Source organism: Nocardioides panacis, from assembly GCF_019039255.1.
Lineage (GTDB): Bacteria > Actinomycetota > Actinomycetes > Propionibacteriales > Nocardioidaceae > Nocardioides_B > Nocardioides_B panacis.
The window spans coordinates 1,327,790-1,352,638 of sequence record NZ_CP077062.1; the positions used below are offsets into that span (position 1 = coordinate 1,327,790).

The window sequence follows — 24,849 nt, forward strand, 5'->3', positions numbered from 1 at the left end:
CCACCCCCCGAATCCCGCGGAGACCTCGTCGTGACGACGTACCTGATCAAGAACGCCCGGATCCTCGGTGGCGAGCCCACCGACCTCCTGCTCGCGGACGGCGTGGTCGCCGCGATCGGCAGCGCGCTCGACGCCGCGCTGGACGCCGGGGGAGCCGAGGTCGTGGACGCCGAGGGCCTCGTCGCGCTGCCGGGCCTGGTCGACCTGCACACCCACCTGCGCGAGCCCGGCCGGGAGGACGCCGAGACCGTCGACACCGGCACCTCGGCCGCGGCGCTCGGCGGGTTCACCGCCGTGCACGCGATGGCCAACACCGACCCGGTCGCCGACACCGCCGGCGTCGTCGAGCAGGTCTGGCGGCTCGGCCGCGAAGCCGGGCACTGCGACGTCTTCCCGGTCGGTGCGGTCACCGTCGGGCTGCAGGGCGAGCGGCTCGCCGAGCTCGGCGCGATGGCCGACTCCGCGGCCCGGGTCCGGGTGTTCTCCGACGACGGCAAGTGCGTCTCGGACGCGGTGCTGATGCGCCGGGCGCTGGAGTACGTCAAGGCGTTCGACGGCGTCGTCGCCCAGCACGCGCAGGAGCCCCGGCTGACCGAGGACGCCCAGATGAACGAGGGCGAGCTGTCCGGCCGGCTCGGGCTGCGCGGCTGGCCGGCCGTCGCGGAGGAGGCGATCATCGCCCGCGACTGCCTGCTCGCCGCGCACGTCGGCTCCCGGCTGCACGTCTGCCACGTCAGCACCGCCGGGTCGGTGGAGATCGTCCGCTGGGCCAAGGGCAAGGGCTGGAACGTCACCGCCGAGGTGTGCCCGCACCACCTGCTGCTCACCGACGAGCTGGCCGCGACGTACGACCCGATCTACAAGGTGAACCCGCCGCTGCGCTCGGCCTCCGACGTCGAGGCGCTGCGCGCCGGCCTGGCCGACGGCACCATCGACGTCGTCGCGACCGACCACGCGCCGCACCCGCACGAGGACAAGGACTGCGAGTGGCAGGCCGCCGCGTTCGGCATGCTCGGCCTGGAGACCGCGCTGTCGATCGTGCAGCTGACCATGGTCGACACCGGACTGGTCGACTGGGCCGGCGTCGCCGAGCGGATGTCCGCCAAGCCGGCGCAGATCGGCCGGCTCTCCGGCCACGGCCGGCCGCTCGCGGTGGGGGAGCCCGCCAACGTGGTGCTCTACGACCCCGCGTTCTCGCAGGTGGTCGACGGCACCGGGCTGGCGTCGCTCTCCCGCAACACGCCGTACGTCGGGCGCGAGCTGCCCGGACGCGTGGTCGCGACGTTCCTGCGCGGCACGCCCACCGTCCTCGACGGGAAGATCGCATGAGCGACGGCCCCCGCTGGCTGCCGGTGCTGGTCCTGTTCGCCGTGCTCGCCCTCGCCTACCTGGGCATGTGGCGCGGCTGGCGGCGCCGCGGCCGCACGCACGACCTGCTGCCGCTCGTCGAGGCACCCGCCGTCGCCGACCTGCCGACGCCGACGCTCGAGGCCGGCGCGCGCTACTTCGGCACCACGACGAGCGGCGACTGGCTCGACCGGGTGGTGGCCCGCGGGCTCGGCGCGCGCAGCAGCTGCCGGCTCTCCCTGTCGGACGAGGGCCTCGACGTCGTACGCCTGGCGGGGTCGTTCCGGATCCCGGCCGCGGCGCTGCGCGGGGCCCGTCACGACCGCGGCATCGCCGGCAAGGTGGTGCCTCCGCACGGCGTGCTGGTGGTCACCTGGCAGCACGGGGAGCACCTGCTCGACACCGGCTTCCGCCTCACCACCGACGCCGGCGCGCAGCACGACGCATGGGTCCGGACAATCTCGAAGATGGCCAAGGAGAACGCGGCATGAGTCTCGACAAGCTCGACCACCCGGGGACGGCACTGCTCGTCCTGGAGGACGGCCGGACGTTCCGCGGCGAGTCGTTCGGCGCGGCGGGGGAGACCTTCGGCGAGGCGGTGTTCTCCACCGGCATGTCCGGCTACCAGGAGACGCTGACCGACCCGTCCTACCACCGGCAGGTGGTGGTGATGACCGCGCCGCACGTCGGCAACACCGGCATCAACGACGAGGACCCGGAGTCGTCGCGGATCTGGGTGAGCGGGTACGTCGTCCGCGACCCGGCCCGCCGGCCGTCGAGCTGGCGCTCGCAGCGGACGCTGGACGACGAGCTGCGCGACCAGGGCGTGGTCGGCATCTCCGCGATCGACACCCGCGCGCTGACCCGGCACCTGCGCGAGCGCGGCGCGATGCGCGTCGGCATCTCCAGCACCGAGACCGACCCGGCGGCGCTGCTCGAGCGGGTGCTCGCCTCCGCGGGGATGGCCGGCGCCGAGCTGGCCACCGAGGTCTCCACGAAGCAGGCCTACGTCGTCCCCGCAGCGGGCGAGAAGCGGTTCACCGTCGCGGCCGTCGACCTGGGCATCAAGGCGAACACGCCCCGGATGATGGCCGAGCGCGGCATCGAGGTGCACGTGCTGCCCGCCACCTCGACGATCGAGGACGTCCGCGCGACCGGCGCCGACGGGGTGTTCTTCTCCAACGGACCGGGCGACCCGGCCGCCACGGAGGGGCAGGTCGAGCTGCTCAGGGCCGTGCTGGAGGAGGGCATCCCCTACTTCGGGATCTGCTTCGGCAACCAGCTGTTCGGCCGGGCCCTGGGCTTCGGCACCTTCAAGCTGAAGTACGGCCACCGCGGCATCAACCAGCCGGTGATGGACCGGACCACGGGCAAGGTCGAGGTCACCGCGCACAACCACGGCTTCGCGGTCGACGCCCCGCTCGACGCCGAGACCGAGACGCCCTACGGCGTGGCCACCGTCAGCCACGTCTGCCTCAACGACGACGTGGTCGAGGGGCTCGAGCTGCGCCGCGACGGGGAGCTGACCGCCTTCTCGGTGCAGTACCACCCCGAGGCCGCGGCCGGGCCGCACGACGCCGCCTACCTGTTCGACCGATTCTGCGACCTCATGGGGGGACGGCTCTGATGCCGAAGCGCGACGACATCCACAGCGTGCTCGTGATCGGCTCCGGCCCGATCGTGATCGGGCAGGCGTGCGAGTTCGACTACTCCGGGACGCAGGCCTGCCGGGTGCTCAAGGCCGAGGGCCTGCGGGTGATCCTGGTGAACTCCAACCCCGCGACGATCATGACCGACCCGCAGTTCGCCGACGCGACGTACGTGGAGCCGATCACCGCGGAGTACGTCGAGAAGGTGATCGCCAAGGAGCGTCCCGACGCGCTGCTCGCCACCCTCGGCGGGCAGACCGCGCTGAACGCCGCGATGGCGCTCGACAAGGCAGGCGTGCTCGAGAAGTACGGCGTCGAGCTGATCGGTGCCAGCATCGAGGCGATCGACCGCGGCGAGAACCGCGAGTCGTTCAAGAAGATCGTCGAGGAGCTCGGCGGCGAGACCGCCCGCTCGATGGTGTGCCACACGATGGAGGACTGCCTCGAGGCGGTCTACGGCGACGGCGGGCTCGGCTTCCCGGTCGTCATCCGGCCCTCGTTCACGATGGGCGGCACCGGCTCGGGGATGGCCTACGACGAGACGGACCTGCACCGGATCGCCGGGTCCGGCCTCGCCGCCAGCCCGACCACCGAGGTGCTCCTCGAGGAGTCGATCCTCGGCTGGAAGGAGTACGAGCTCGAGGTGATGCGCGACAAGGCCGACAACGTCGTGATCGTCTGCTCGATCGAGAACCTCGACCCGATGGGCGTGCACACCGGCGACTCGATCACCGTCGCGCCGGCGATGACGCTGACCGACCGCGAGTACCAGGCCATGCGGGACCTCTCGATCGGGATCATCCGCTCGGTCGGCGTGGACACCGGCGGCTGCAACATCCAGTTCGCGGTCGACCCCACCGACGGCCGGCTGATCGTCATCGAGATGAACCCGCGGGTCTCCCGCTCCAGCGCCCTGGCGTCCAAGGCGACCGGCTTCCCGATCGCCAAGATCGCCGCCAAGGTCGCGATCGGCTACACCCTCGACGAGATCCCCAACGACATCACCCGCGAGACCCCCGCGTCGTTCGAGCCCAGCCTCGACTACGTGGTGGTCAAGGTGCCGCGGTTCGCCTTCGAGAAGTTCCCGTCCGCGGACAGGACGCTGACCACGCACATGAAGTCGGTGGGCGAGGCGATGGCGATCGGCCGCAACTTCACCGAGGCGCTGCAGAAGGCGCTGCGCTCGCTGGAGGACAAGAAGGCGCCGTTCGACTGGCGCAAGGAGTGGGTCAAGCTCGACAAGGCGGCGCTGCTCGAGACCATCCGCACCCCGCACGACGGACGGCTGCGCGAGGTCATGGACGCCCTGCGGGCCGGCGCGACGCCCGAGGAGATCTTCGACGCGACCGCCATCGACCCGTGGTTCGTCGACCAGCTGCTGCTGATCAACGAGGTCGCGGTCGAGATCCTCGACGCCGACGAGCTGACCCCCGCGCTGCTGCGCCGCGCCAAGCGGCACGGCTTCTCCGACGAGCAGCTCGGCAAGCTGCGCGGGATGCCCGCCGACGTCGTGCGCGGCGTGCGGCACGCGCTGGGCATCCGGCCGGTCTACAAGACCGTCGACACCTGCGCGGCCGAGTTCGCCGCCCGGACGCCGTACCACTACTCCTCCTACGACGAGGAGACCGAGGTGCAGCCGCGCGAGCGGCCGGCGGTGATCATCCTCGGCTCCGGCCCGAACCGGATCGGCCAGGGCATCGAGTTCGACTACTCCTGCGTGCACGCGAGCATGGCGCTGTCCGAGGCCGGCTACGAGACCGTGATGGTCAACTGCAACCCCGAGACGGTCTCGACCGACTACGACACCAGCGACCGGCTGTACTTCGAGCCGCTGACCCTCGAGGACGTGCTGGAGATCGTGCACGCGGAGCAGCAGGCCGGTCCGGTGGCCGGCGTGATCTGCCAGCTCGGCGGGCAGACCCCGCTCGGGCTCGCGCAGGGCCTGGAGGACGCGGGCGTGCCGATCGTCGGCACCCCGCCGGCGGCCATCCACCTGGCGGAGGAGCGCGGCGCGTTCGGCCGGGTGCTCGCCCGGGCCGGGCTGCCCGCCCCCAAGCACGGGATGGCCACCTCCTTCGAGGAGGCGCAGGCCATCGCCGCCGAGATCGCCTACCCGGTGCTGGTGCGCCCGTCCTACGTCCTGGGCGGGCGGGGCATGGAGATCGTCTACGACGACGCCTCGCTCGAGGGCTACATCGAGCGGGCCACCGAGATCAGCCCCGAGCACCCGGTGCTCGTCGACCGGTTCATCGACGACGCCGTGGAGATCGACGTCGACGCGATCTACGACGGCACCGACCTGTTCCTGGGCGGCGTGATGGAGCACATCGAGGAGGCCGGCATCCACTCCGGCGACTCGTCGTGCGCGCTCCCGCCGATCACCCTGGGCGCCCAGGAGATCAAGCGGATCCGCGAGGCCACGCACGCGATCGCCGAGGGGGTCGGGGTGCGCGGGCTGCTCAACGTGCAGTACGCACTGGGCTCCGACGTGCTCTACGTCCTGGAGGCCAACCCGCGGGCCAGCCGGACCGTGCCGTTCGTGTCCAAGGCGACGGCCACGCCGCTGGCCAGCGCCGCCGCCCGGGTGATGCTCGGCGAGACGATCGCCGAGCTGCGGACCGCCGGCGTGCTGCCCGCGACCGGCGACGGCGGCGACCTCCCGGCCGACGCGCCGATCGCCGTCAAGGAGGCGGTGATGCCGTTCAACCGCTTCCGCACCCCCGACGGTCAGCAGGTCGACACGGTGCTCGGCCCGGAGATGAAGTCCACCGGCGAGGTGATGGGCTTCGACGCCGACTTCGGCACCGCGTTCGCCAAGGCGCAGACCGCGGCGTTCGGTTCGCTGCCGACCAGCGGCAAGGTGTTCGTGAGCATGGCCAACCGGGACAAGCGTTCGATGATCTTCCCGATCAAGGTGCTCGCCGACCGCGGCTTCGAGATCCTCGCGACCCAGGGCACCGCCGAGGTGCTGCGCCGCAACGGGGTCACCGTGACCGTGGTGCGCAAGCACTTCGAGGGTCCCGGTCCGAACGGCGAGCCCACCACCGTGCAGCTGATCCAGGCAGGCGAGATCGCGCTGATCATCAACACGCCCCACGGTTCGTCCGGCGGCGGTGCGGCCCGGATCGACGGCTACGAGATCCGGACCGCCGCGATCATGGCGAACATCCCGTGCATCACCACCGTGCAGGGGCTCGGCGCCGCGGTGCAGGGCATCGAGGCGATGCGGGCCGGCGAGATCGGGGTGCGCTCCCTGCAGGACTGGGCGCGGCGGACGTGACGCCGTACCGCACGCTGTTCGACAAGGTGCTGACCCGGGTCGACGCCGAGACCGCGCACCGGCTGGGCTTCCGCGCGCTCCGGGCCGCCCGTCCGCTGGTCGGGCACGCGGTGCGGGCGCCGTCCGGACGGGTCGAGGCGATGGGCCTGACCTTCCCCGGCCCGCTGGGCCTGGCAGCCGGGTTCGACAAGAACGCCGAGGGCATCGACGCGCTCGCGGCGCTCGGCTTCTCCTTCGTGGAGGTCGGCACGGTCACCGCCGAGCCGCAGCCCGGGAACCCCCGGCCCCGGCTGTTCCGGCTGCCCGCGGACCGGGCCGTGGTCAACCGGATGGGCTTCAACAACGAGGGCGCCGCGGTGGTCGCCCGCCGGCTCGCCACCCGGCTCGGCACCGCGCACCGCGACGTCGTGGTCGGGGTGAACATCGGCAAGACCAAGGTGGTCCCCGACGACGACCAGGACGCCGTGCTCGCCGACTACGCGAAGAGCACCCGGCTGCTCGCGCCGTGGGCCGACTACCTCGTGGTCAACGTCAGCTCCCCGAACACGCCGGGCCTGCGCGACCTGCAGTCCGTGGCCCGGCTGCGCCCCCTGCTGGCCGCCGTACGACGCGAGGCGGACGCCGCACGGCCGGCCACAGCGGTGCACCTGCCGCTGCTGGTCAAGATCGCCCCCGACCTGTCCGACGACGACGTGCTGGCGGTGGCCGACCTGGCCGTGGAGCTCGGCCTGGACGGCATCGTGGCGACCAACACCACGATCAGCCGGGACGGCCTGCGCTCCGCGCCGGAGCAGGTCGCGGCAGCCGGGGCAGGCGGGCTGTCGGGTGCGCCCGTCAAGGCCCGGGCCCTGGAGGTGCTGCGGCTGATCCGGGAGCGCGTCGGAGCGGGCCTCACGGTGATCGCCGTCGGCGGGATCGGCGACGCCGACGACGCGCGGGAGCGGCTGGACGCGGGCGCCACCCTGCTGCAGGCCTACACCGCCTTCGTCTACGAGGGTGCGCTGTGGCCGTCCCGCGTGCAGCGCGCGCTGGCCGGACGATGACCACCGCGGCCCCGGAGACCGGTGCGGTGCAGGTCGTGGGGGAGGTGCTGAGCGTCAAGCGCTCGGGCCGCTACCACCACCTCACGCTGGTCGCCCCCGGGGTGCCCGAGCGGTTCCGGCCCGGCACGTTCGTGGCGGTCACCGTGGGTGGCGCGATGGCCGAGACCACGCTGCGCCGGGCGCTCCCGGTGCACCGGGTCCGGGCCACCGGCGCCTACGGCGGCACCGTCGAGTGCGTCTTCGAGGCGACCGACGCGGGCACCAGGTGGCTGGCCGCCGCGGCGCCCGGCACGCCCGTCGACGTGGTGGGCCCGCTGGGCCGGCCGTTCGCGCTGCCCAAGGAGCCGGTGACCTGCGTGCTGGTCGGGCACGGCTGCGCGAGCGCCCCGCTGTTCTCCCTCGCCGAGCGGCTCCGCGAGCGCGACTGCCCGGTCCACATGCTGCTCGGCGCCGAGACCGAGGCGGGCCTGTTCGGGGCCCTGGAGGCCCGGCGCGCCACCCGCGGCGTCACGGTCGCCACCGCCGACGGGTCGGTGGGCCTGCGCGGCGGGGTCGTCGACGCCCTGCCCGACCTGCTCACCCGCACCGGGGCGGACGTGGTCTACGCCGCCGGTCCCGCCGACGTGCTGCACGGGGTCGCGCTGGCCGCCGAGACGCACGGCGCGTGGAGCCAGACCGCGGTCGACGTACCCCACGGGTGCGGGACCGGCCTCTGCCTGACCTGCGTGCTCCCGGTCGTCGGCGAGGACGGCGGGACCCGGATGGTCCGCGCCTGCACCGAGGGCCCGGTGTTCCGCGGCGACCGGGTGCGGTGGCGCGACCTGGGCGGGGTCCCGGCGGACGCGCGGGGTGCCTCGTGAGCGGCGCCGACCTCGCCACCGACCTGGCCGGGATGCACCTGACCTCCCCGGTGCTCACCGCCGCGGGCTGCGGCGGTCGTGAGCTGGCCCCGTTCACCGACCTCGCCGCACTTGGCGCCGTGGTCACCCGCACCGTCACCCTCGACGCGCAGGCCGGCTCGCCGCCGCCGCGGGTCGCCGAGACGCCGAGTGGGCTGCTGCACGCCACCGGTGCCCAGAACCCCGGCCTGCAAGGCTTCCTGGCCACCGAGCTGCCGTGGTACGGCCAGCAGGGCGTCCGCGTCGTGGTGTCCATCAGCGCCGGCTCCCTCGCGGAGTACGGCGAGCTGGCCCGCCGGCTCGCCACGGCCTCCGGCATCGGCGCCGTCGAGGTGCACCTGGCCGTGCCGGACGCCTACCAGACCGGCAAGGTGCTCAACGTCGTCCGCCGCGACCTGCCGCGCGGCACCACCGTGCTGGCCAAGCTCGCCCCGGGCGGGGACGTCGTCGACCAGGCCCGGGCGGCCGTCGACAACGGCGCCGACGCCGTGGTGCTCTGCCAGGGCTTCCCCGCGATGGTGCTCGACCCGGTCACCCTGCGCCCGGTGCTCGGTGCCGGCGGCGGACTGCTCAGCGGCCCGGCCGTGCACGCGCTCGCGCTGCGCTGCGTCTGGGACGTGCACGCCGCCCTGCCCGACGTCCCGGTGGTCGGCGTCGGGGGGATCCGCAGCGGCTTCGACGCCCTGGCGATGCTGCTGGCCGGCGCGACCGCCGTACAGCTGGGGAGCGTGTTGCTCCGCGACCCGTCCGCCGCCACCCGCATCCGCCACGAGCTGCTCGACGAGCTCGACCGGCGGGACCTGGACTCTGCAGCCGACGCCGTCGGGCTCGCGCACCAGCAACCCGAAGGGAGCAGCCGATGACCTTCGGCGACCGACTCACGCACGCGATGGAGGACCGGGGCCGGTTCTGCGCCGGCATCGACCCGCACCCGGCGCTGCTGGACGCCTGGGGGCTGACCGACTCGGTCAACGGGCTGGAGAAGTTCGCGCTCACCGCGGTCGAGGCTCTCGCGGGCACGGTCGCGGTGGTCAAGCCGCAGTCGGCGTTCTTCGAGCGGTTCGGCTCGCGCGGCGTCGCGGTGCTCGAGAAGGTCGTCGAGGGCTGCCGCGAGCGCGGCTGCCTGGTGCTGCTCGACGTGGAAGCGCGGCGACATCGGCAGCACCGCGCAGGGCTACGCCGACGCCTACCTCGACCGGAACTCCCCGCTGTACGTCGACGCGATCACCGTCTCTCCGTACCTCGGCATCGGCTCGGTCGACCCGATGATCGACACCGCGCTGGCCAACGACGCCGGCGTCTTCGTGCTCGCACTGACCTCGAACCCCGAGGGCCCGCAGGTGCAGCACGCGGTGACCGCCGACGGCCGCTCGGTCGGCGGGCTGGTGCTGGACGCCGTGGCCAGCCGCAACGCCGGCGTCGAGGGGCTCGGCTCGATCGGTGCGGTGGTGGGCGCGACCATCGAGCTGCCCTCCGACCTCGGCATCGGGAACCTCGACGTCAACGGGCCGCTGCTGGTGCCGGGCATCGGCGCGCAGGGCGGCACCCTGGACGACGTACGACGGATCTTCGGGGACGCCGCCCGCAACGTGCTGCCGACCAGCTCGCGCGAGGTGCTGGCCGCCGGTCCCGACAAGGTCGCGCTCCACGACGCGGCGCTCGTCGCGATCGAGACGTTCGCGCCGCTCGGCGCCACCACCAGCGCGGGCTGAGGGCAGGGCGCCGGACCGGGGGAGCGCCGGTGTAGAACAGTCGCATGGCCGACAGCAACCCCTTCGCCGTCCCGAGCGACCTGCCCTTCGCGTTCCCACCCTTCGACGCGATCCGGCACGAGCACTACCGTCCCGCGTTCGACCTCGGGGTCGCCGAGCAGCGCGCCGAGGTGGAGGCGATCGCGACCGACCCGGAGCCGCCGACGTTCGCCAACACCGTCGAGGCGCTGGAGCGCTCCGGGCGCACCTACAGCCGGACGATGCGGGTCTTCGGGAACCTGGCCGCCTCGATGGCGACCCCGGAGATGCAGGCCCTCGAGGCGGAGCTCGCGCCGCTCGTCGCCGAGCACACCGACGCGATCCGGCTCGACCCGCGGCTGTTCGCCCGCCTGGACGCCGTGCACGCCGGGCGGCACGACGCCGGCCTCACCCCCGAGCAGCTCCGGGTCGTCGAGCGCTACCACCGCGACTTCGTCCGCGCCGGGGCCGCGCTCCCCGACGCCGACCGGGACACGCTGCGGTCGCTCAACGTGCAGATCACCTCGCTGACCACCGAGTTCGGCACCCGGGTGCTGGCCGGGTCCAACGACCGTGCGGTGCACGTCACCGACCGGGCCGGGCTCGACGGGCTGTCCGCCAACGCCGTCGAGGCCGCGGCGGGTGCCGCGGAGTCCGCCGGCCTCGACGGCTTCCTGCTGACCCTGTCGCTGCCCACCATCCAGCCGGCCATCTCCTCGCTGACCGACCGGGACGTGCGCCGCCGGCTGCACGAGGCCGCCACCGGCCGCGGCACCGACGGGGGAGCCCACGACACCCGCGACCTGGTGACCCGGATCAGCCGGCTGCGCGCGGAGCGGGCGGCCCTGCTGGGCTTCACCGACCACGCCGCCTACATCGCCGACGACCAGACCGCGGGCAGCACCAAGGCGGTCCTGGAGATGCTCGGCGAGATGGTCGGGCCGGCGATGGCCAACCTCGAGGTCGAGCGCGGCCGCATCGAGGAGCTGCTCGCCGCGGACGGCGTCGAGGGCCCGGTGCAGCCCTGGGACTGGGCCTACTACGCCGAGCGGGACAAGGCCGCGACGTACGACGTGGACGTCAACGCGGTGAAGCCGTACTTCGAGCTCGACCGGGTGCTCACCGACGGGATCTTCCACGCCGCCTCGCTGCTCTACGGCGTCTCCTTCGAGCAGCGCACCGACCTGCCGGTCTACGCCGAGGGCGTCCGCGTCTACGAGGTCCGCGACGGCGACGGCAGCACGCTCGGCCTGTTCGTGTGCGACTGGTTCGCCCGGCCCACCAAGCAGGGCGGCGCCTGGATGGACGAGTTCGTCGGGCAGTCCCACCTGCTCGGCACCCGCCCGGTCGTCGTGGTCTGCCTCAACGTGCCGCAGCCGCCCGCGGGGCAGCCGGCGCTGATGACCGTCGACGAGGTGCGCACCGGCTTCCACGAGTTCGGGCACGCCCTGCACGGCCTGTTCTCCGACACCGTCTACCCGCGCCTGCAGGGCACCGCCGTGCCCCGCGACTTCGTGGAGTTCCCCTCCCAGGTCAACGAGATGTGGGCCTGGTGGCCCGAGGTCCTCGCGCACTACGCCGTGCACCACGAGACGGGCGAGCCGCTCGCGCAGGACGTCGTCGACCGGCTGATCGCCTCCCAGGCGCACGGCCAGGGCTTCGAGATGGTGGCGATGCTCGGCGCCGCGCTGCTGGACCAGGAGTGGCACCTGCTGACTGCCGACCGCGCGGAGCCGGCCCCCGAGGACGTCGGGTCCTTCGAGACCGCGGCCCTGGAGCGGCACGGCGTCCGGTCCGACCTGGTGCCGCCGCGCTACCGCACCGGCTACTTCGCGCACGTGTTCGCCGGCGGCTACGACGCGGGCTACTACTCCTACCTGTGGAGCGAGGTCCTCGACGCCGACCTGGTCGGCTGGTTCACCGAGAACGGCGGCCCGTCCCGCGCCAACGGCGACCGGTTCCGCCGGCAGCTGCTCTCCGTCGGGGGCACCGTCGACCCGCTCGACGCGTTCGCCGCCGTGCGGGGTCGGGCCCCGAGCACCGAGCCGCTCCTGGAGCGCCGGGGCCTGCGTGGCTGAGCAGCGCCGACCCCTCCGTCGTACGGCGGTGGCGGTGGCCGCCGTGCTCGTCGCTGCCGGCCTCACCGGCTGCGGCGGCACGAAGTCCTACTGCTCCGCGCTCAAGGACGACAAGCCCCGGCTCACGAAGCTCGCGGCGCGCTCGGCCGAGCCGGGCGCGACCGGCGGGAAGGCGCTCGGCGAGACGGTCGACGTGCTGGCCGGGCTGGCGGACCGGGCCCCCGATGACATCAAGGACGAGTGGGACACCCTCGTGCAGGCGCTGCGCGGACTGTCCGACGCGATCCGCGAGTCCGGCGCCGACCCGGGCGACTTCGCCGGAGGCGCCAAGCCCGACGGGGTCAGCGCCGGCCAGCTCGACGCGGTCCAGCAGGCCGCGCACGAGCTCCAGGACCTCCGGGTGCAGCAGGCCGGCACCAGCATCGAGCAGCACGCGCGGGACGTCTGCAAGGTCGACCTCGGCAGCTCCGGGCTGGGCGGGTCGGTCGGCTAGGAGGTCCGGGACCGCAGGCTGACCACGAGCAGCACCACGAACAGCAGCGTGTCCAGCGTGACCACGACCGTCAGCAGCCCGGTCAGCCCGCCGACGGACGGGGCGGCGCACAGCAGCACCAGCAGCGTCGTCCAGACCACGAGGACCATCCGCTGGTGCTGGCGCGCGACGACCTCGTAGACCATCACCTGGATCAGCGACAGGAGCGTGCCGAGCACCGCGAAGCCCCACAGGAGGCCCTGCAGGTCGGCGTACTCCGACCCGCCCACGAAGACGACGGCGAGCGCGGACAGCACGGTGACCCCGAGCACCGCGACCAGCCCGATGCCCAGCACGGCGGTGAGCGTGACCAGGTGCGCCCGGCGGTCGTCCCCGGCCCGCGACATCGACGGGAACGCGATCACCACCACGAACTGCGGCAGGAACAGCACCGCCTTGGTGAGGATCAGGCCTCCCGCGTACAGCCCGGCCTGGCGCTCGTCGAGGGTGGTCCGGGCGATGATCACGTCGGCGTTGGACAGGGCGAAGAACGCCAGCAGCGCGTGCGAGTTGTGGAAGGTCTCGCGCAGCACCCCGCCCTTGGCCCAGCGCTGCGCCAGCGGCGTGCGCACCCTCGGGGCGCCTGCCACCGCTCGCCCGCGCCTCGGGTGACGCAGCGCCCACGTCCCGATCAGCACCGGCAGCAGCGCACCCACCGTGATGCCGACCATGGCGCCGAGCGTGTCCGGGCGGACCAGCAGCGCCACCAGCCCGCAGCCGAGCCGCCCGACGCCGACCGCGACGTAGATCGCCGCCAGCGGGCCCCAGCGGCGCTCGCCCTGCAGGATGCCCGCCTGGCCGCCCATCACCGACAGCGGTACGGCGGTCGCCGCGATCAGCGCGGCGGACACCCACGAGTCGAGGTTGAGCACGAGGGCGATCAGCGGCGAGGCGACCAGGAGGACCGCGCCGAGCACGAGCGAGGAGGCGTAGCTGGTCGCCATCACCTCGTGCTCGATCCCGAGCCGGTCCTGGGGCGCGGCGCTGACCCGGCGCGCGCCGGTGGCCTGCAGCCCGAGCGAGAGCACGTTGACGACCAGGAGCAGGCCCATCACGGCCGCCAGGGCGCCGTACTCGACGGGCCCGAGGAGGCGCGCGGCCAGGATCGTGAACCCGTAGGTGGTCACGTTCATGACCACCATCGCGAGGGCGATCACCGCTCCGTCGCGCACCGCGTCACGACTGGCCGTCCGGAGGTTCACCAGGGAAGCCTAGGTGGTCGTGACGGCCCGCTCGGGAGCGGCGCGGTCGGCCCGGTCCGGTGGCTGGAGGGGCGAAACCAGACTTTTTACCCAATCAGTGGCATCCGACACACGTCAGGGGGGATATTTCTTGAATTCTCCGCCTTCGGTTACTGAAAAGTAATGTACTCTCCTGCGAGATCTGCGCCCTCCGGAAGGGAGCAGGGACGCCGAGACCGGCACCGGGCTCGGCCTCATCTTCGTGGAGGGAGTGCGCACGCATGCGCAGAACACTCATGGCCGGGGGGGGTCCTGGCTGTGGCCGCCGTCCTGGTCGTCATCGTCAGCTCGGCACTGGATCTCGAGCTCGAGTCGGTCGCCCTTCTCGGCGGGGCGCTCGGCGCCGTCGTCGCGCTGGTGCCGGACCGCACGCCGCTCGTCCGGCTCGGTGGCTTCGCCGCCGGCTTCGTGGCCGCCTGGATCGGGTACGTCGTGCGCGCCGCGCTGCTGCCCGACACCGCGGGCGGTCGTGCGGTGGCCGTCGGCCTGGTCGTGCTGCTCTGCGTCGGCATCACCGCCGCGAGCATGAACCGCCTCCCGCTGTGGACCACGCTGCTCGGCACCGCTGCCCTGAGCGGTGCCTACGAGTTCACGTTCGCCGCCGCGCCGCCGGAGCTGGCCTCCACCTCGGTGAGCACCGCGACCACCCTGCTGTTCAACGTCGCCGTCGGCTTCCTCGCCGCCGCGCTCGTCGCTCCCAGCCCGCGTCCCGAAGGGGCCACCGGGCACCGGTCTTCTGCGCCCTCGGACGACAGCACGAAGACCTCCGGCACCCCGCGCACCCCGAAGAAGACCTCGGCCGACTCGGGCGACTCGAAGCTCGACGACTTCATGATGGAGAAGACCAAGTGAACGCGCGTCTCAACGCACCCCTCCGCGCCGCCGCCGTCGCGGCGGTGACCGCCGTGATCGCGTCGGTGGCCACCACGCCGGCGTACGCCTCCGACGGCGACGTCAAGGTCGTGAACACCGAGACGGTGCAGGTGTACACCTCGCCCAGCGGCCAGGTGCAGACCCGTCGCGTCTACGAGCAGCTGGCGATGACCGGCAAGGGCTCGGTCGACCTGAAGAACCCGATCTCGACCGACCACCTGCGCAACCTCGACGGCTTCGGCGGCTTCGACGTCAAGAACGGCGAGCAGCTCACCACGACCAGCGTCGACGGCGAGAAGAAGCTCCGCTCGGTCAGCAACTTCAACGGCAAGCTCCCGCTCGACGTCTCGGTGGCCTACAAGCTCGACGGCAAGAACGTGAAGCCGGGCGACGTCATCGGCAAGGACGGCAAGCTCGAGGTCGTCTACACCGTCGAGAACGTCACCGGTGCGCCACAGGACGTCTCCTTCCCCGACGGCAAGGGCGGCACGGTCACCAAGACCGTCGACGTCCCGATCCCGATGGTCGGCTCGCTGAGCCTGGTCGCGCCCTCCACGTTCACCAACGTCTCCTCCCAGCAGGCGAACATCGCCGGTGACGGCAAGGGCGGCACCAAGCTGTCCTTCACGATGACGCTGTTCCCGCCGATCGGCTCGACGACCGCGGTGTTCGGCTACACCGCCGACGTCACGGACGGCGTGATCCCGCGCGCGGAGATCTCGGCGCTCCCGGTGAACCCGATGGAGAGCCCCACCTTCAAGTCCGCGGCCACCAGCTACAAGGGCGGCGCGGACACCGGTGCCGAGCTCACCGACGGTGCCACGCAGATCGACGGCAACCTGCTCAAGCTGCGCGACGGCGCCGGCGACCTCCTCGCCGGGCTGATCAAGCTCCGGGACGGTGCCGGCCAGCTCAACGACGGTCTCGCCGGCTCCGCGGTCCCGGGCTCGGAGAAGCTCGCCCAGGGCGCCTCGGACCTGGACAACGGGCTGGGCCAGCTCAACTCGGGCGCCAAGAAGCTCGCCGCGGGCAACAGCGAGCTCAGCGGCGGCGCGAACCAGCTGTCCGCCGGCACCAAGAAGCTGAAGGCCGGCGCGAACAAGCTCTCGGCCGGTGCCACCAAGCTCTCGGCCGGCACGGGCACGGCGGCCAGCGGCAGCAAGCAGCTGTACGCCGGCACCAAGGACCTCAGCGCGGGCGCCACGAAGGTGTCGACCGGTGCCACCACGATCGACGGCTTCATGAAGCAGATCGCGACCGGTCAGGGCGACCTGCTCTCCGGCATCAAGCTGCTCGAGTCCGGGGTGCAGGCGCTGCCGGCCTCCGTCCGCACCCAGCTCTCGACGGACCAGCAGTACCAGGCGCTGCTCGGCGGCATGCAGAAGGTCGTGGACGGCATCGGCGACCCCACCGACGTCACGGACCCGGCGACCGGGAAGCCGGCCACCATCTTTGGCGGTCTCAACGCCATCCAGGCCGGACTGCGGGACCAGGTGAGCCCCGGTCTTGGCACGATCCTGGCGGGCCTCCCGGCGAAGCAGCAGGGACTCACCTGCGCCTCCTTGATCCTGAAGGACTTGACAGGCGGAGCGGATGCTCCCGGCGCGTGCTTCCCGCCCGGCAACGTGCGTCCGCCGTTGGCCGACGAGACGAACCCGTTCAACACTGGTGTGCTCAGCAACATGGCTACACAGCTGCAGGATGGCGCAACTGGTCTCGGCGACCTGTCGACCGGGCTCACGGCCATCAAGCAGGCGGTGGACGGACAGTTCATTCCTGGCCTCGACCGTGTGAAGGGTGGGCTCATCAACCCCGGCGCTTCGGCCAACTGCGCCGTCGGCTCACAGACGGCCAGCCCCGCTGACGATTGTGGAGTCAAGCAGGCAGTCGGCTTCTTCAAGGCCAACATCCCGGTCCTCGTCGACGGCATCACCGGCTCGATCCAGACGTCCCTCCTGGCCGGCATCTCGGCTCCGGCCGGCGGTTGCACGGCCACCAGCAAGACGCTGGTCTGCGGTGCGGGCGCCCTGGCGTCCGGCGGCTCGGACCTCGCGGCCGGCACGGGTGACCTCGCCGCCGGCGCGGGCGACCTGTCCGCGGGTGCGTCGCTGCTGTCCAGCAAGACCGGCGAGCTCGCGGCCGGCCTCGGCCAGATCGACGGCGGCGCCGGCCAGCTCGCGGACGGTGCGGGTCAGCTCGCGGACGGCACCGACGAGCTCAACGCCGGTGGCACCAAGCTCGCCGACGGCGCGCGCCAGCTCAAGGACGGCTCCGGCCAGCTCGCGGACGGTGCGGGTGCGGCCAAGGACGGCTCGGGCCGGCTCGCGGACGGCGCCGGGCAGCTCTCGGACGGCCTGAAGGACGCGGCGGACGGCTCCGGCCAGCTCGTCGCGGGTCTGTCCACCGCCGCCGACGGTGCCCCGAAGCTCGTCGACGGCGCCCAGCGGCTGTCCGACGAGGGCACGAAGAAGCTCATCAGCGCCGGCACGACCACGGCGCAGAGCTACGGCGAGCTGTACGCCACGATGACGGCCGGCGCCAAGCGTGCGCAGACCGAGGACATGGCGTTCGGTGCTCCCACCGACGCGGTCGGCCTGACGGCGTACAGCTACGTCATCCAGGGCGACGACGGCGAGGGCGGCCGGAACCTCACCCGCGGCCTCGGTGGCCTGGCCATCCTGGGCGCGGGAGGCGCGGTGTTCGCGCTGCGTCGCCGCTTCATCTGATCCAGCAGCAACACGGAAGGGGCGCCGAGACATCGGCGCCCCTTCTGCTGTTGAACGACAAGGGCAGGGGTTCAGGCGGCGAGCACGAAGCGGGCGAAGGCACGTTCGAGGGGGCTGAGAGAAGTGTCGGCGCGCTCGAGTGTCGGGCTCCACTCGAGAGGGCGGGTGCCGTGCTGGTCGACGCGCGTCCAGTAGCCGTGCGGGGTGCGCCACAGGTAGACGCCCGGCACCGGCTGGTGGTGGCGCCATCCGCGGCCATGGGTCTTCACCCGGTGCCCGAACCGGGTCATCGGGCCGAGGTTCCCCGTCCGGGTTTGACCCGGGGGACCACCGCGGTCCGGCGACAGGTAGGCGATGGTGTGGTCCAGGTCCGGCTCGGCCTGGGTCTGGGTCTGGGAGAAGGGGAACACGCTCGTCGGCCTGCTCAGCCTGAGCGCCTCCCGCATCGCGGTGGGGATCTCGTGGGTGTCGACCGGGAGCTGGTCGCGCAGGTCGAGGACCGGGCGGACCGTCACCCGGCAGTGCCCCAGCAGGTCGCGCACCTGCTGGGCCGTCACCACCCCCACCGAGCCCGCGCCGCCGGTGCCGCCGCAGACGGCGACCCCGTGGCCGGTCCGCAGGGCCTCCTCGCTGATCCGCACGTAGAGCACCGCCTTCGGACGTAGCCGGTCCGGGTCGACGGGGAACGGCACCGGGCTGGCCACCGAAGGGCCGCCGCACGTCGGGCACTCCGGCCCGGTCGGATCGTCCGGCAGCGGCTCGTCGGGGTCGACCGGTGCGAGCGCGGCGTGCCGCTGCAGCATCGCGAGCGCCAGTGCGGGCTGGGCGAGGATCCCCAGCGCCTTGGAGCGGCGTACGTCGACCGGGTCGGTGTCGCCCTCGTCGGCGAGGCACGCCGCGATCCGGTCGCACGTCGCGACGAGGAAGATCACGTCGCTCGCGTTGGCCCGCACGATCAGGGTCTTCAACCTGAACTCGTCGGACTGGCCGGTGGTCACGAACCTGTCCAGAGCGCGCGCCAGGCGCCTGGCCTGCGCAGCCTCGGGGTCGGACTCGATGATCCGGGCCTCGACCAGCGCGGTGAACCGGGTCCAGGGCAGCGAGTCGACGTAGGGGGGTCACGGCAGCGTCGACCGCCCGGGCCTGGGACGGCGACAGGCCGGCGGCGCCGGTCAGCCGCGCGACCTTGCGGGCCTTCCACACCCGGCCCTTGCCGGCGCCCAACGCCGCCCACAAGGCGGGGTGCCGGTGGCGCAGGTCCAGCGCGTCCCGGATCAGGTGCTCCGCCCCGATCGGGCTGGTGCCGAGCAGCACCCCGAGCTGGGCACAGGCGAACTCGGCCACCAGCGGCGTGCCGTCCCCACCGCCGCGCTTGGCCCGCTCCATGCCGGCGAGCACCGGGCCGCTCCGGACCGGCACGGTGTGCTCGTCGTGCAGGTCCGCCCAGTGCGCAGCCAGGACGAGTTCGCGCCACTCCGCCTCCCGCAGGTCGGCCTGGGTGCCCGTGATCGCCCGACACGCCGTGTCGGCGTCCAGGTCAGCGATCCACGTGGTGTCGAACATGTGTTCGATTCTATCTCGTCCATGGGACTCCGTCGAGAGAGATTCCCGTTGTCCACAAGGGAATCCAGGTCAGCCCAGCGTCGCGCTGACGATCGCCGTACCCGGGACCAGGGCGCCGCGCTCCGGTCCCCAGCCGCCCCAGACCCGGTCGTGCCCGACGGGCCACTCCGGCTCGATCAGCCCGGTGATCCGGAACCCGGTCCGTGCGAGGTGCCCGACCCAGTCACCGAGCGTGCGGTGGTGCTCGGCGTAGGTGACCCGGCCCTCGTCGTCCTCCTCGACGTACGGCGTGCGGTCCCAGTAGGAGCTGGTGACCACCAGACCCTCGCGGCTGGGGTCGTCCGGCATCGTCCAGCGGACCGGGTGGGTGACCGAGAAGGCGAACCGGCCGCCCGGGCGGAGCACCCGCGCGGCCTCGCCGACGGCCCGTCCGGCGTCGGCCACGAACTGCAGCGCCCCGAACGCGGAGAACACCACGTCGAACGCGTCGTCGGGGAACGGCAGCGCGGTCGCCGTACCCGCCACCACCGGGAACCGGACGCCGGTCTCGTCGTCGATGCGCCGGGAGTGCTGGAGCTGACGGGTGCTGAGGTCGAGACCGACGGCCCGGGCCCCGTGGCTGGTCAGCCAGCGCGCGCACTGGCCGGCCCCGCAGCCGACCTCGAGCACCAGGCTGCCGGCGACGTCACCGAGCACCCGCGCGTCGCCCTCGTCGACCCCCCTCGGGGCACCAGATGAATCCCACGTCGCGGAGGAACTCCCCGTGGGTGGCTTGGTACTCGTCGGCGTAGGCGTCCCAGTCGCGACGGTTGGCGCGCTGGGTGTCTGCCTCCGAGACCGTACGACGGGCGGGCTGCATGCGCCGACGATAGTGCGTGCCCCGACTGGCAGCATCAGGGTCGTGGACGGCTACGGACTCCGGCCCCTCGCGGGTGGGCACAGCGGCGAGACGTTCCTCGCCGAGGCGGCGGGGGAGCGCACCGTGGTGCGGATCTACGCCGAGCGCGGCCGGGCGCGCGGGCCCGAGGCGCCGCACGTCGACGCTGCGGTCCTGGGGCTGGTGCGCGGGCTGCTGCCGGTGCCCGAGGTGCTCGACGTCCGCCGGCCCGACGCCACGACCGGTGCGCCCGGCCTGCTGGTCACCTCCTTCGTGCCGGGGGAGCGGCTCGACCTGCTGCTGCCGGGGCTCGACGAGACCTCGCGCGCGGCGGTCGGCCGCAGCGTCGGCGTCGTGCTCGGACGGCTGGCGATGATGCCCTTGCCGCGGCCCGGCCTGTTCGTCGACGGCGACCTCCGGGTCGAGCCGCTCCCGGCCGGCGACCTGGTGGACTTCGTGGAGGCGCACCGGCCCGGGTCCGCCCTCGAGCAGTGGGCCGACGCCGCGTACGACGGGCTGCTGCAGGTCGCGGACGCGGCCCAGCAGCTCCTGGACGCCGTACGGCGCACGTGCCTGGTGCACAGCGACCTGAACCCGAAGAACCTGCTGGTCGACCCGCGCACCCTCGCGGTCACCGGGGTGCTGGACTGGGAGTTCGCGCACGCCGGGATGCCGGTCACCGACCTGGGCAACCTGCTCCGGTTCGACCGCGACCCGGCGTTCGCGGGCGCGGTGCTGGCGACGTACACCGAGCACGTGGCCGACGCCCCCGACGACGTGCTGGACCTGGCCCGGGCGGCCGACCTGTACGCCCTGGTCGACCTCGCCGCCCGGCGGACGGACAACCCGGTCGCCGAGCGGGCGCACCGGCGGCTCGCCGCGATCGCCGCGAGCGGGGACCTGCACGCGGAGGACTGAGCGGTCCGGGTTGGACTCGGGTCGACGACCTTGCGTATCCTGTGGGATGCGCAGGGGTCTGCCGGAGTCTCAGACAGAGCAGGTTCTCGCTCGCTATCAGTCGATGGTCCCATTCGTCCGTCGGCGGTCCATGATCCATTGGTAGTGAAACCGGGCTTCTCGCGCGTCCGCACAACATCATCCATCCCAAGGAATCCGCTCCCCTATGACGATCACCCCCACTCTCTCGGACGCACCGCAGGTCGCGATCAACGACATCGGGTCCGAAGAGGACTTCCTCGCAGCCATCGACGCCACGATCAAGTACTTCAACGATGGCGACATCGTCGAGGGCACCATCGTGAAGGTCGACCGCGACGAGGTCCTGCTCGACATCGGCTACAAGACCGAGGGCGTCATCCCCTCGCGTGAGCTGTCGATCAAGCACGACGTCGACCCCTCCGAGGTCGTCGCCGTCGGCGACAAGGTCGAGGCCCTGGTCCTCCAGAAGGAGGACAAGGAAGGCCGCCTGATCCTGTCCAAGAAGCGCGCCCAGTACGAGCGCGCCTGGGGCACCATCGAGCAGGTCAAGGAAGAGGACGGCGTCGTCACCGGCACCGTCATCGAGGTCGTCAAGGGTGGTCTCATCCTGGACATCGGCCTCCGCGGCTTCCTGCCCGCCTCCCTCGTCGAGATGCGTCGCGTCCGCGACCTCCAGCCGTACGTCGGCAAGGAGCTCGAGGCGAAGATCATCGAGCTCGACAAGAACCGCAACAACGTCGTGCTCTCGCGTCGTGCGTGGCTCGAGCAGACCCAGTCCGAGGTGCGTCAGGGCTTCCTGACCCAGCTCCAGAAGGGTCAGATCCGCAAGGGCGTCGTCTCCTCCATCGTCAACTTCGGTGCGTTCGTGGACCTCGGCGGCGTCGACGGCCTGGTGCACGTCTCCGAGCTGTCGTGGAAGCACATCGACCACCCGAGCGAGGTCGTCGCCGTGGGCGACGAGGTCACCGTCGAGGTCCTCGACGTGGACATGGACCGCGAGCGTGTCTCCCTGTCGCTGAAGGCGACGCAGGAGGACCCGTGGCAGCACTTCGCCCGGACCCACCAGATCGGCCAGATCGTCCCGGGCAAGGTCACCAAGCTGGTGCCGTTCGGTTCGTTCGTGCGTGTCGAGGAGGGCATCGAGGGCCTGGTGCACATCTCCGAGCTCGCCGAGCGTCACGTCGAGATCCCCGAGCAGGTCGTCCAGGTCAACGACGACGTCATGGTCAAGATCATCGACATCGACCTCGAGCGTCGCCGGATCTCGCTGTCGCTCAAGCAGGCCAACGAGACCGCCACGGCCGCCGAGGGTGAGGAGTTCGACCCGACGCTGTACGGCATGACCGCGTCGTACGACGAGCAGGGCAACTACATCTACCCGGAGGGCTTCGACCCGGAGACCGGCGAGTGGCTCGAGGGGTTCGACGAGCAGCGCGGCATCTGGGAAGAGCAGTACGCCAAGGCGCACGCCCGCTGGGAGGCGCACGTCAAGCAGCAGGCCGAGGCCGCCAAGGCGGAGGTCGAGGCCGGCGAGGCGACGTCGTACTCCTCCGAGCAGCCGAGCACCAGCACCGGCAGCAGCAGCGACGACGGCGCGGGCAGCACCGAGGTCGCGGGCTCGCTCGCGTCCGACGAGGCGCTGCAGGCGCTCCGCGAGAAGCTCACGGGCGGCCAGGCCTGATCGGCTGACCCCCGCGGAAGCGGACTGAACGACCGGAAGGGCCCGGTCACCCGTGAGGGTGACCGGGCCCTTCTGCGTCCCCGAACGGGGTCAGGCGAAGTGGGAGTACCGCTCGAAGTCGTCGGCGGGGTGGCTGCGCGGCGGGGTGCGGTGCCGCAGCGAGACGCCGTCGTTGGCGACGAAGTGCACGAGCGCGAAGACCAGGTAGGCCGTGGCAAGGATGACGAAGACCGTCGCGAGGAAGGGAAGAATGTTCATGGCAGTAATCATGCTCGGCACCAGATCCTGCCACCAGTGGCAGCAATGACAGAGTGCATCGATTTCCTGCCAACCTTGTGGCATCCTGGTCCCATGCTCAGCAACGTGGCCGTCCTGGCCTTCGACGGCGTGGCCCCCTTCGAGCTCGGCGTGCTGCACGAGGCGTGGGGCTCCGACCGCTCCGACGAGGGCCTCCCGGTGCTCGACTTCGCGGTCTGCGCGCCCGGCGGTCGCCCGGTCACCACCGAGGCCGGGTTCGGCATCACCGTCGAGCACGACCTCGGCCGCGCCGAGGAGGCCGACCTGATCGCGGTGCCGGCCGGCGGCGGCGCCGACGTGCCCGACTGCGTCCTGGACACCCTCCGGGCCGGCCACGAGCGGGGGGCCCGGATCCTGTCGCTGTGCACCGGCGCCTTCGTGCTGGGCGAGGCCGGGCTGCTCGACGGTCGCTCCTGCACCACGCACTGGCGGCACAGCGACGAGCTGGCCCGCCGGTTCCCGCTCGCCCGGGTCGAGCCCGAGGTGCTGTACGTCGACGACGACCGCGTGCTCACCAGCGCCGGCACCGCCGCGGGCATCGACGCGTGCCTGTACCTCTGGCGCCAGGAGTTCGGCGCCGCGGCCGCGTCCACCGTCGCCCGCCGGATGGTCGTGCCGCCGCAGCGCGCGGGCGGCCAGGCGCAGTACATCCGCACCCCGGTGCCCGACTGCGACGCCGAGACGCTGGGTCCGCTGCTGGTCTGGATGACCACGCACCTGGACGAGCAGCACACCGTCGAGTCGCTCGCCCGCGACGCCAGCATGTCGCCGCGCACCTTCGCGCGCCGGTTCCGCGCCGAGACCGGGACCACCCCGCACGCCTGGATCACCAGCCAGCGGGTGCTGCGCGCCGAGGAGCTGCTGGAGACCACGGACCAGTCGGTGGACCGGATCGCCGAGGAGGTCGGCTTCGGCACCGCGGCGATGCTGCGCCACCACTTCACCAAGGCCCGCTCGGTCAGCCCGCAGCAGTACCGCCGGACCTTCAGCAGCCTGGACCAGCGTCGCGTGAGCTGAGCCGGACGGGGCACCGGGTCGAGGCCTGCCCGTGGGGACCCATCCGCGCCGAGGACGGCTTCGAACGTCCTACATGACCGATCCTGCTGACGGAGCAGGGCGTCGGAGGAGAGTCCTGTGTCTGAGTCACCGATGATCGAGTCGAGCGAGCACCCGATGGTGGTCAGCGCCATCGCCCGGCTGGCCACCCAGGGCGGCTGGGCGCGGATGCTCGCGGGCAAGCCGCTCGAGGACGAGCTGGACCTGAACGACGCCGAGCTGCTGGTCGCCGCGCAGGTGCTGCGCCGCAACCCCGACGACACCCTCGAGCCGGTCGACACCCACCCGTGGTACTTCGACCCGGTCTCGCTGGCCGGCGGTCTGGTCTCCTACCTGCGGCGGGCGCTCCGGCACGCCGAGGGGGGTACGGCGGGCTGGACCGCCGAGGACCTCGACATCGTCGTCGCCCAGGGCCGCGGCAGCGTGGCGGCCGCGACCGCCATCGGCGAGGGGATGCTGCCGCAGATGGCCGCGGCGCACGCGGCGTTCCTGGACGGCACCGCGCGCTTCCTGGACGTCGGGGTCGGGATCGGTGCGGTGTCCGGGCGGCTGTGCCAGATGTTCCCGGGGGTGACCGCGGTGGGCCTCGACGTGCTCGCCCCGGTCCTCGACGTGGCCCGGCGCGAGCTGTCGGACGCGGACCTGGCGCACCGGGTCGAGCTGCGGCTGCAGTCGGTGGCCGACCTGCACGACGTGGACGCGTTCGACCTCGCCTGGCTGCCGCAGGCGTTCATCCCGCGCGCGGACCTGGCCCGCGGGCTGCACGGGGTGTTCCGGGCGCTGCGCAGCGACCGCTGGGTGGTCTCGCCGGTGATGGCGGCGCCGGGGGAGGCCGACCCGTTCCAGCGGGCCGTGCACGCGCACGGCGCGCACCTGACCGGGGGCGGTCCGATCAGCGTCGAGGAGGTCACCGGGCTGATGGACGAGGCCGGGTTCGCCGACGTGCGCGCCCACGACCACGGCGGCCAGGTCGTGATGTGGGGCCGCCGGCCCTGAGGCCTTGACAGCGCGGCACCCGACGGGTTGTCTGGTCTAGGC

At 72.7% G+C, this 24,849-nt stretch carries 21 protein-coding genes; 16 read left to right on the forward strand and 5 right to left on the reverse strand.

Annotated elements, in window-relative coordinates; genetic code table 11:
• Positions 1-30: 30 nt before the first annotated feature.
• The 10 genes from KRR39_RS06470 to KRR39_RS06515 all read left to right on the forward strand — a co-directional run bounded on the left by KRR39_RS06470 (position 31) and on the right by KRR39_RS06515 (position 12,519).
• Positions 31-1,329 carry a dihydroorotase gene (locus KRR39_RS06470; RefSeq protein ID WP_216941257.1) on the forward strand — a complete coding sequence of 433 codons (1,299 nt, stop codon included), beginning with the start codon at positions 31-33 and terminating at the stop codon, positions 1,327-1,329.
• Positions 1,326-1,838, forward strand: a complete 513-nt coding sequence (locus KRR39_RS06475; RefSeq protein ID WP_216943010.1) for a PH-like domain-containing protein — start codon at positions 1,326-1,328, stop codon at positions 1,836-1,838. The genes KRR39_RS06470 and KRR39_RS06475 overlap by 4 nt, the downstream gene beginning before the upstream one ends.
• Complete coding sequence (gene carA, locus KRR39_RS06480) at positions 1,835-2,974, forward strand: glutamine-hydrolyzing carbamoyl-phosphate synthase small subunit (RefSeq protein ID WP_216941258.1); 1,140 nt, start codon at positions 1,835-1,837, stop codon at positions 2,972-2,974. Before KRR39_RS06475 ends, carA begins: the two co-directional genes overlap by 4 nt.
• Entirely contained in the window at positions 2,974-6,276 is a 3,303-nt protein-coding gene (carB, locus tag KRR39_RS06485; RefSeq protein ID WP_216941259.1) for a carbamoyl-phosphate synthase large subunit, read from the forward strand. Before carA ends, carB begins: the two co-directional genes overlap by 1 nt.
• The gene (locus tag KRR39_RS06490; RefSeq protein WP_254185553.1) at positions 6,273-7,319 is read left to right on the forward strand and encodes a quinone-dependent dihydroorotate dehydrogenase; all 1,047 of its coding nucleotides are present in this window, start codon (positions 6,273-6,275) and stop codon (positions 7,317-7,319) included. The genes carB and KRR39_RS06490 overlap by 4 nt, the downstream gene beginning before the upstream one ends.
• A complete protein-coding gene (locus KRR39_RS06495; RefSeq protein WP_216941260.1) occupies positions 7,316-8,179 on the forward strand; it encodes an iron-sulfur cluster-binding protein in 864 nt (287 codons plus the stop codon). Before KRR39_RS06490 ends, KRR39_RS06495 begins: the two co-directional genes overlap by 4 nt.
• Entirely contained in the window at positions 8,176-9,081 is a 906-nt protein-coding gene (locus tag KRR39_RS06500) for a beta/alpha barrel domain-containing protein (RefSeq protein ID WP_216941261.1), read from the forward strand. Before KRR39_RS06495 ends, KRR39_RS06500 begins: the two co-directional genes overlap by 4 nt.
• Positions 9,082-9,372: 291 nt before the next feature.
• Positions 9,373-9,930 (forward strand): orotidine-5'-phosphate decarboxylase, encoded by a 558-nt coding sequence (gene pyrF / locus KRR39_RS06505; protein ID WP_367303728.1) that lies wholly within the window; start codon positions 9,373-9,375, stop codon positions 9,928-9,930.
• Positions 9,931-9,974: 44 nt separating this feature from the next.
• Positions 9,975-12,026: a M3 family metallopeptidase gene (locus KRR39_RS06510; protein WP_216941262.1), complete on the forward strand. Its 2,052-nt coding sequence runs from the start codon at positions 9,975-9,977 to the stop codon at positions 12,024-12,026.
• The gene (locus KRR39_RS06515; protein WP_216941263.1) at positions 12,019-12,519 is read left to right on the forward strand and encodes a hypothetical protein; all 501 of its coding nucleotides are present in this window, start codon (positions 12,019-12,021) and stop codon (positions 12,517-12,519) included. Before KRR39_RS06510 ends, KRR39_RS06515 begins: the two co-directional genes overlap by 8 nt.
• Here KRR39_RS06515 and KRR39_RS06520 read toward each other — a convergent pair.
• On the reverse strand, positions 12,516-13,760 hold the full coding sequence (locus tag KRR39_RS06520; RefSeq protein WP_216941264.1) for a lipopolysaccharide biosynthesis protein: 1,245 nt from the start codon (positions 13,758-13,760) through the stop codon (positions 12,516-12,518). The two genes, KRR39_RS06515 and KRR39_RS06520, sit on opposite strands and share 4 nt — an antisense overlap.
• A 297-nt stretch (positions 13,761-14,057) precedes the next feature.
• Here KRR39_RS06520 and KRR39_RS06525 point away from each other — a divergent pair, with 297 nt between their 5' ends.
• Positions 14,058-14,651: a hypothetical protein gene (locus KRR39_RS06525; RefSeq protein ID WP_216941265.1), complete on the forward strand. Its 594-nt coding sequence runs from the start codon at positions 14,058-14,060 to the stop codon at positions 14,649-14,651.
• Complete coding sequence (locus tag KRR39_RS06530) at positions 14,648-17,398, forward strand: methyl-accepting chemotaxis protein (RefSeq protein ID WP_216941266.1); 2,751 nt, start codon at positions 14,648-14,650, stop codon at positions 17,396-17,398. Before KRR39_RS06525 ends, KRR39_RS06530 begins: the two co-directional genes overlap by 4 nt.
• A 71-nt stretch (positions 17,399-17,469) precedes the next feature.
• Here the strand turns inward: KRR39_RS06530 and KRR39_RS06535 are convergent, their stop codons facing one another.
• The 3 genes from KRR39_RS06535 to KRR39_RS24445 all read right to left on the reverse strand — a co-directional run bounded on the left by KRR39_RS06535 (position 17,470) and on the right by KRR39_RS24445 (position 19,820).
• Positions 17,470-18,396 carry a hypothetical protein gene (locus KRR39_RS06535; protein WP_216941267.1) on the reverse strand — a complete coding sequence of 309 codons (927 nt, stop codon included), beginning with the start codon at positions 18,394-18,396 and terminating at the stop codon, positions 17,470-17,472.
• A gap of 634 nt (positions 18,397-19,030) precedes the next feature.
• Entirely contained in the window at positions 19,031-19,657 is a 627-nt protein-coding gene (locus tag KRR39_RS06540) for a class I SAM-dependent methyltransferase (protein WP_254185554.1), read from the reverse strand.
• Positions 19,647-19,820: a hypothetical protein gene (locus KRR39_RS24445; protein WP_254185555.1), complete on the reverse strand. Its 174-nt coding sequence runs from the start codon at positions 19,818-19,820 to the stop codon at positions 19,647-19,649. Before KRR39_RS24445 ends, KRR39_RS06540 begins: the two co-directional genes overlap by 11 nt.
• A gap of 42 nt (positions 19,821-19,862) precedes the next feature.
• Between KRR39_RS24445 and KRR39_RS06545 the strand changes: the two genes are divergently transcribed.
• Both KRR39_RS06545 and rpsA read left to right on the forward strand, forming a co-directional pair.
• Positions 19,863-20,756 carry a phosphotransferase gene (locus KRR39_RS06545; protein WP_216941268.1) on the forward strand — a complete coding sequence of 298 codons (894 nt, stop codon included), beginning with the start codon at positions 19,863-19,865 and terminating at the stop codon, positions 20,754-20,756.
• 205 nt (positions 20,757-20,961) lie between these two features.
• A complete protein-coding gene (gene rpsA, locus KRR39_RS06550) occupies positions 20,962-22,458 on the forward strand; it encodes a 30S ribosomal protein S1 (protein ID WP_216941269.1) in 1,497 nt (498 codons plus the stop codon).
• A 90-nt stretch (positions 22,459-22,548) separates the two neighbouring features.
• Here rpsA and KRR39_RS06555 read toward each other — a convergent pair whose 3' ends face one another.
• Positions 22,549-22,716 carry a hypothetical protein gene (locus tag KRR39_RS06555; protein ID WP_216941270.1) on the reverse strand — a complete coding sequence of 56 codons (168 nt, stop codon included), beginning with the start codon at positions 22,714-22,716 and terminating at the stop codon, positions 22,549-22,551.
• A 93-nt stretch (positions 22,717-22,809) separates the two neighbouring features.
• Between KRR39_RS06555 and KRR39_RS06560 the strand changes: the two genes are divergently transcribed.
• Both KRR39_RS06560 and KRR39_RS06565 read left to right on the forward strand, forming a co-directional pair.
• Positions 22,810-23,772, forward strand: coding sequence for a GlxA family transcriptional regulator (locus KRR39_RS06560; RefSeq protein ID WP_216941271.1), 963 nt, complete (start codon positions 22,810-22,812; stop codon positions 23,770-23,772).
• Between the two features lie 117 nt (positions 23,773-23,889).
• Entirely contained in the window at positions 23,890-24,807 is a 918-nt protein-coding gene (locus KRR39_RS06565; RefSeq protein WP_216941272.1) for a class I SAM-dependent methyltransferase, read from the forward strand.
• Positions 24,808-24,849: the final 42 nt, after the last annotated feature.

Bases quoted from the DNA above. Each gene is read 5' to 3' on its own strand.
- KRR39_RS06475 (WP_216943010.1), top strand. From the start codon at position 1,326: ATGAGCGACGGCCCCCGCTGGCTGCCGGTGCTGGTCCTGTTCGCCGTG.
- carA (WP_216941258.1), top strand. From the start codon at position 1,835: ATGAGTCTCGACAAGCTCGACCACCCGGGGACGGCACTGCTCGTCCTG.
- carB (WP_216941259.1), top strand. From the start codon at position 2,974: ATGCCGAAGCGCGACGACATCCACAGCGTGCTCGTGATCGGCTCCGGC.
- KRR39_RS06495 (WP_216941260.1), top strand. From the start codon at position 7,316: ATGACCACCGCGGCCCCGGAGACCGGTGCGGTGCAGGTCGTGGGGGAG.
- KRR39_RS06510 (WP_216941262.1), top strand. From the start codon at position 9,975: ATGGCCGACAGCAACCCCTTCGCCGTCCCGAGCGACCTGCCCTTCGCG.
- KRR39_RS24445 (WP_254185555.1), bottom strand. From the start codon at position 19,820: ATGCAGCCCGCCCGTCGTACGGTCTCGGAGGCAGACACCCAGCGCGCC.
- rpsA (WP_216941269.1), top strand. From the start codon at position 20,962: ATGACGATCACCCCCACTCTCTCGGACGCACCGCAGGTCGCGATCAAC.
- KRR39_RS06555 (WP_216941270.1), bottom strand. From the start codon at position 22,716: ATGAACATTCTTCCCTTCCTCGCGACGGTCTTCGTCATCCTTGCCACG.
- KRR39_RS06560 (WP_216941271.1), top strand. From the start codon at position 22,810: ATGCTCAGCAACGTGGCCGTCCTGGCCTTCGACGGCGTGGCCCCCTTC.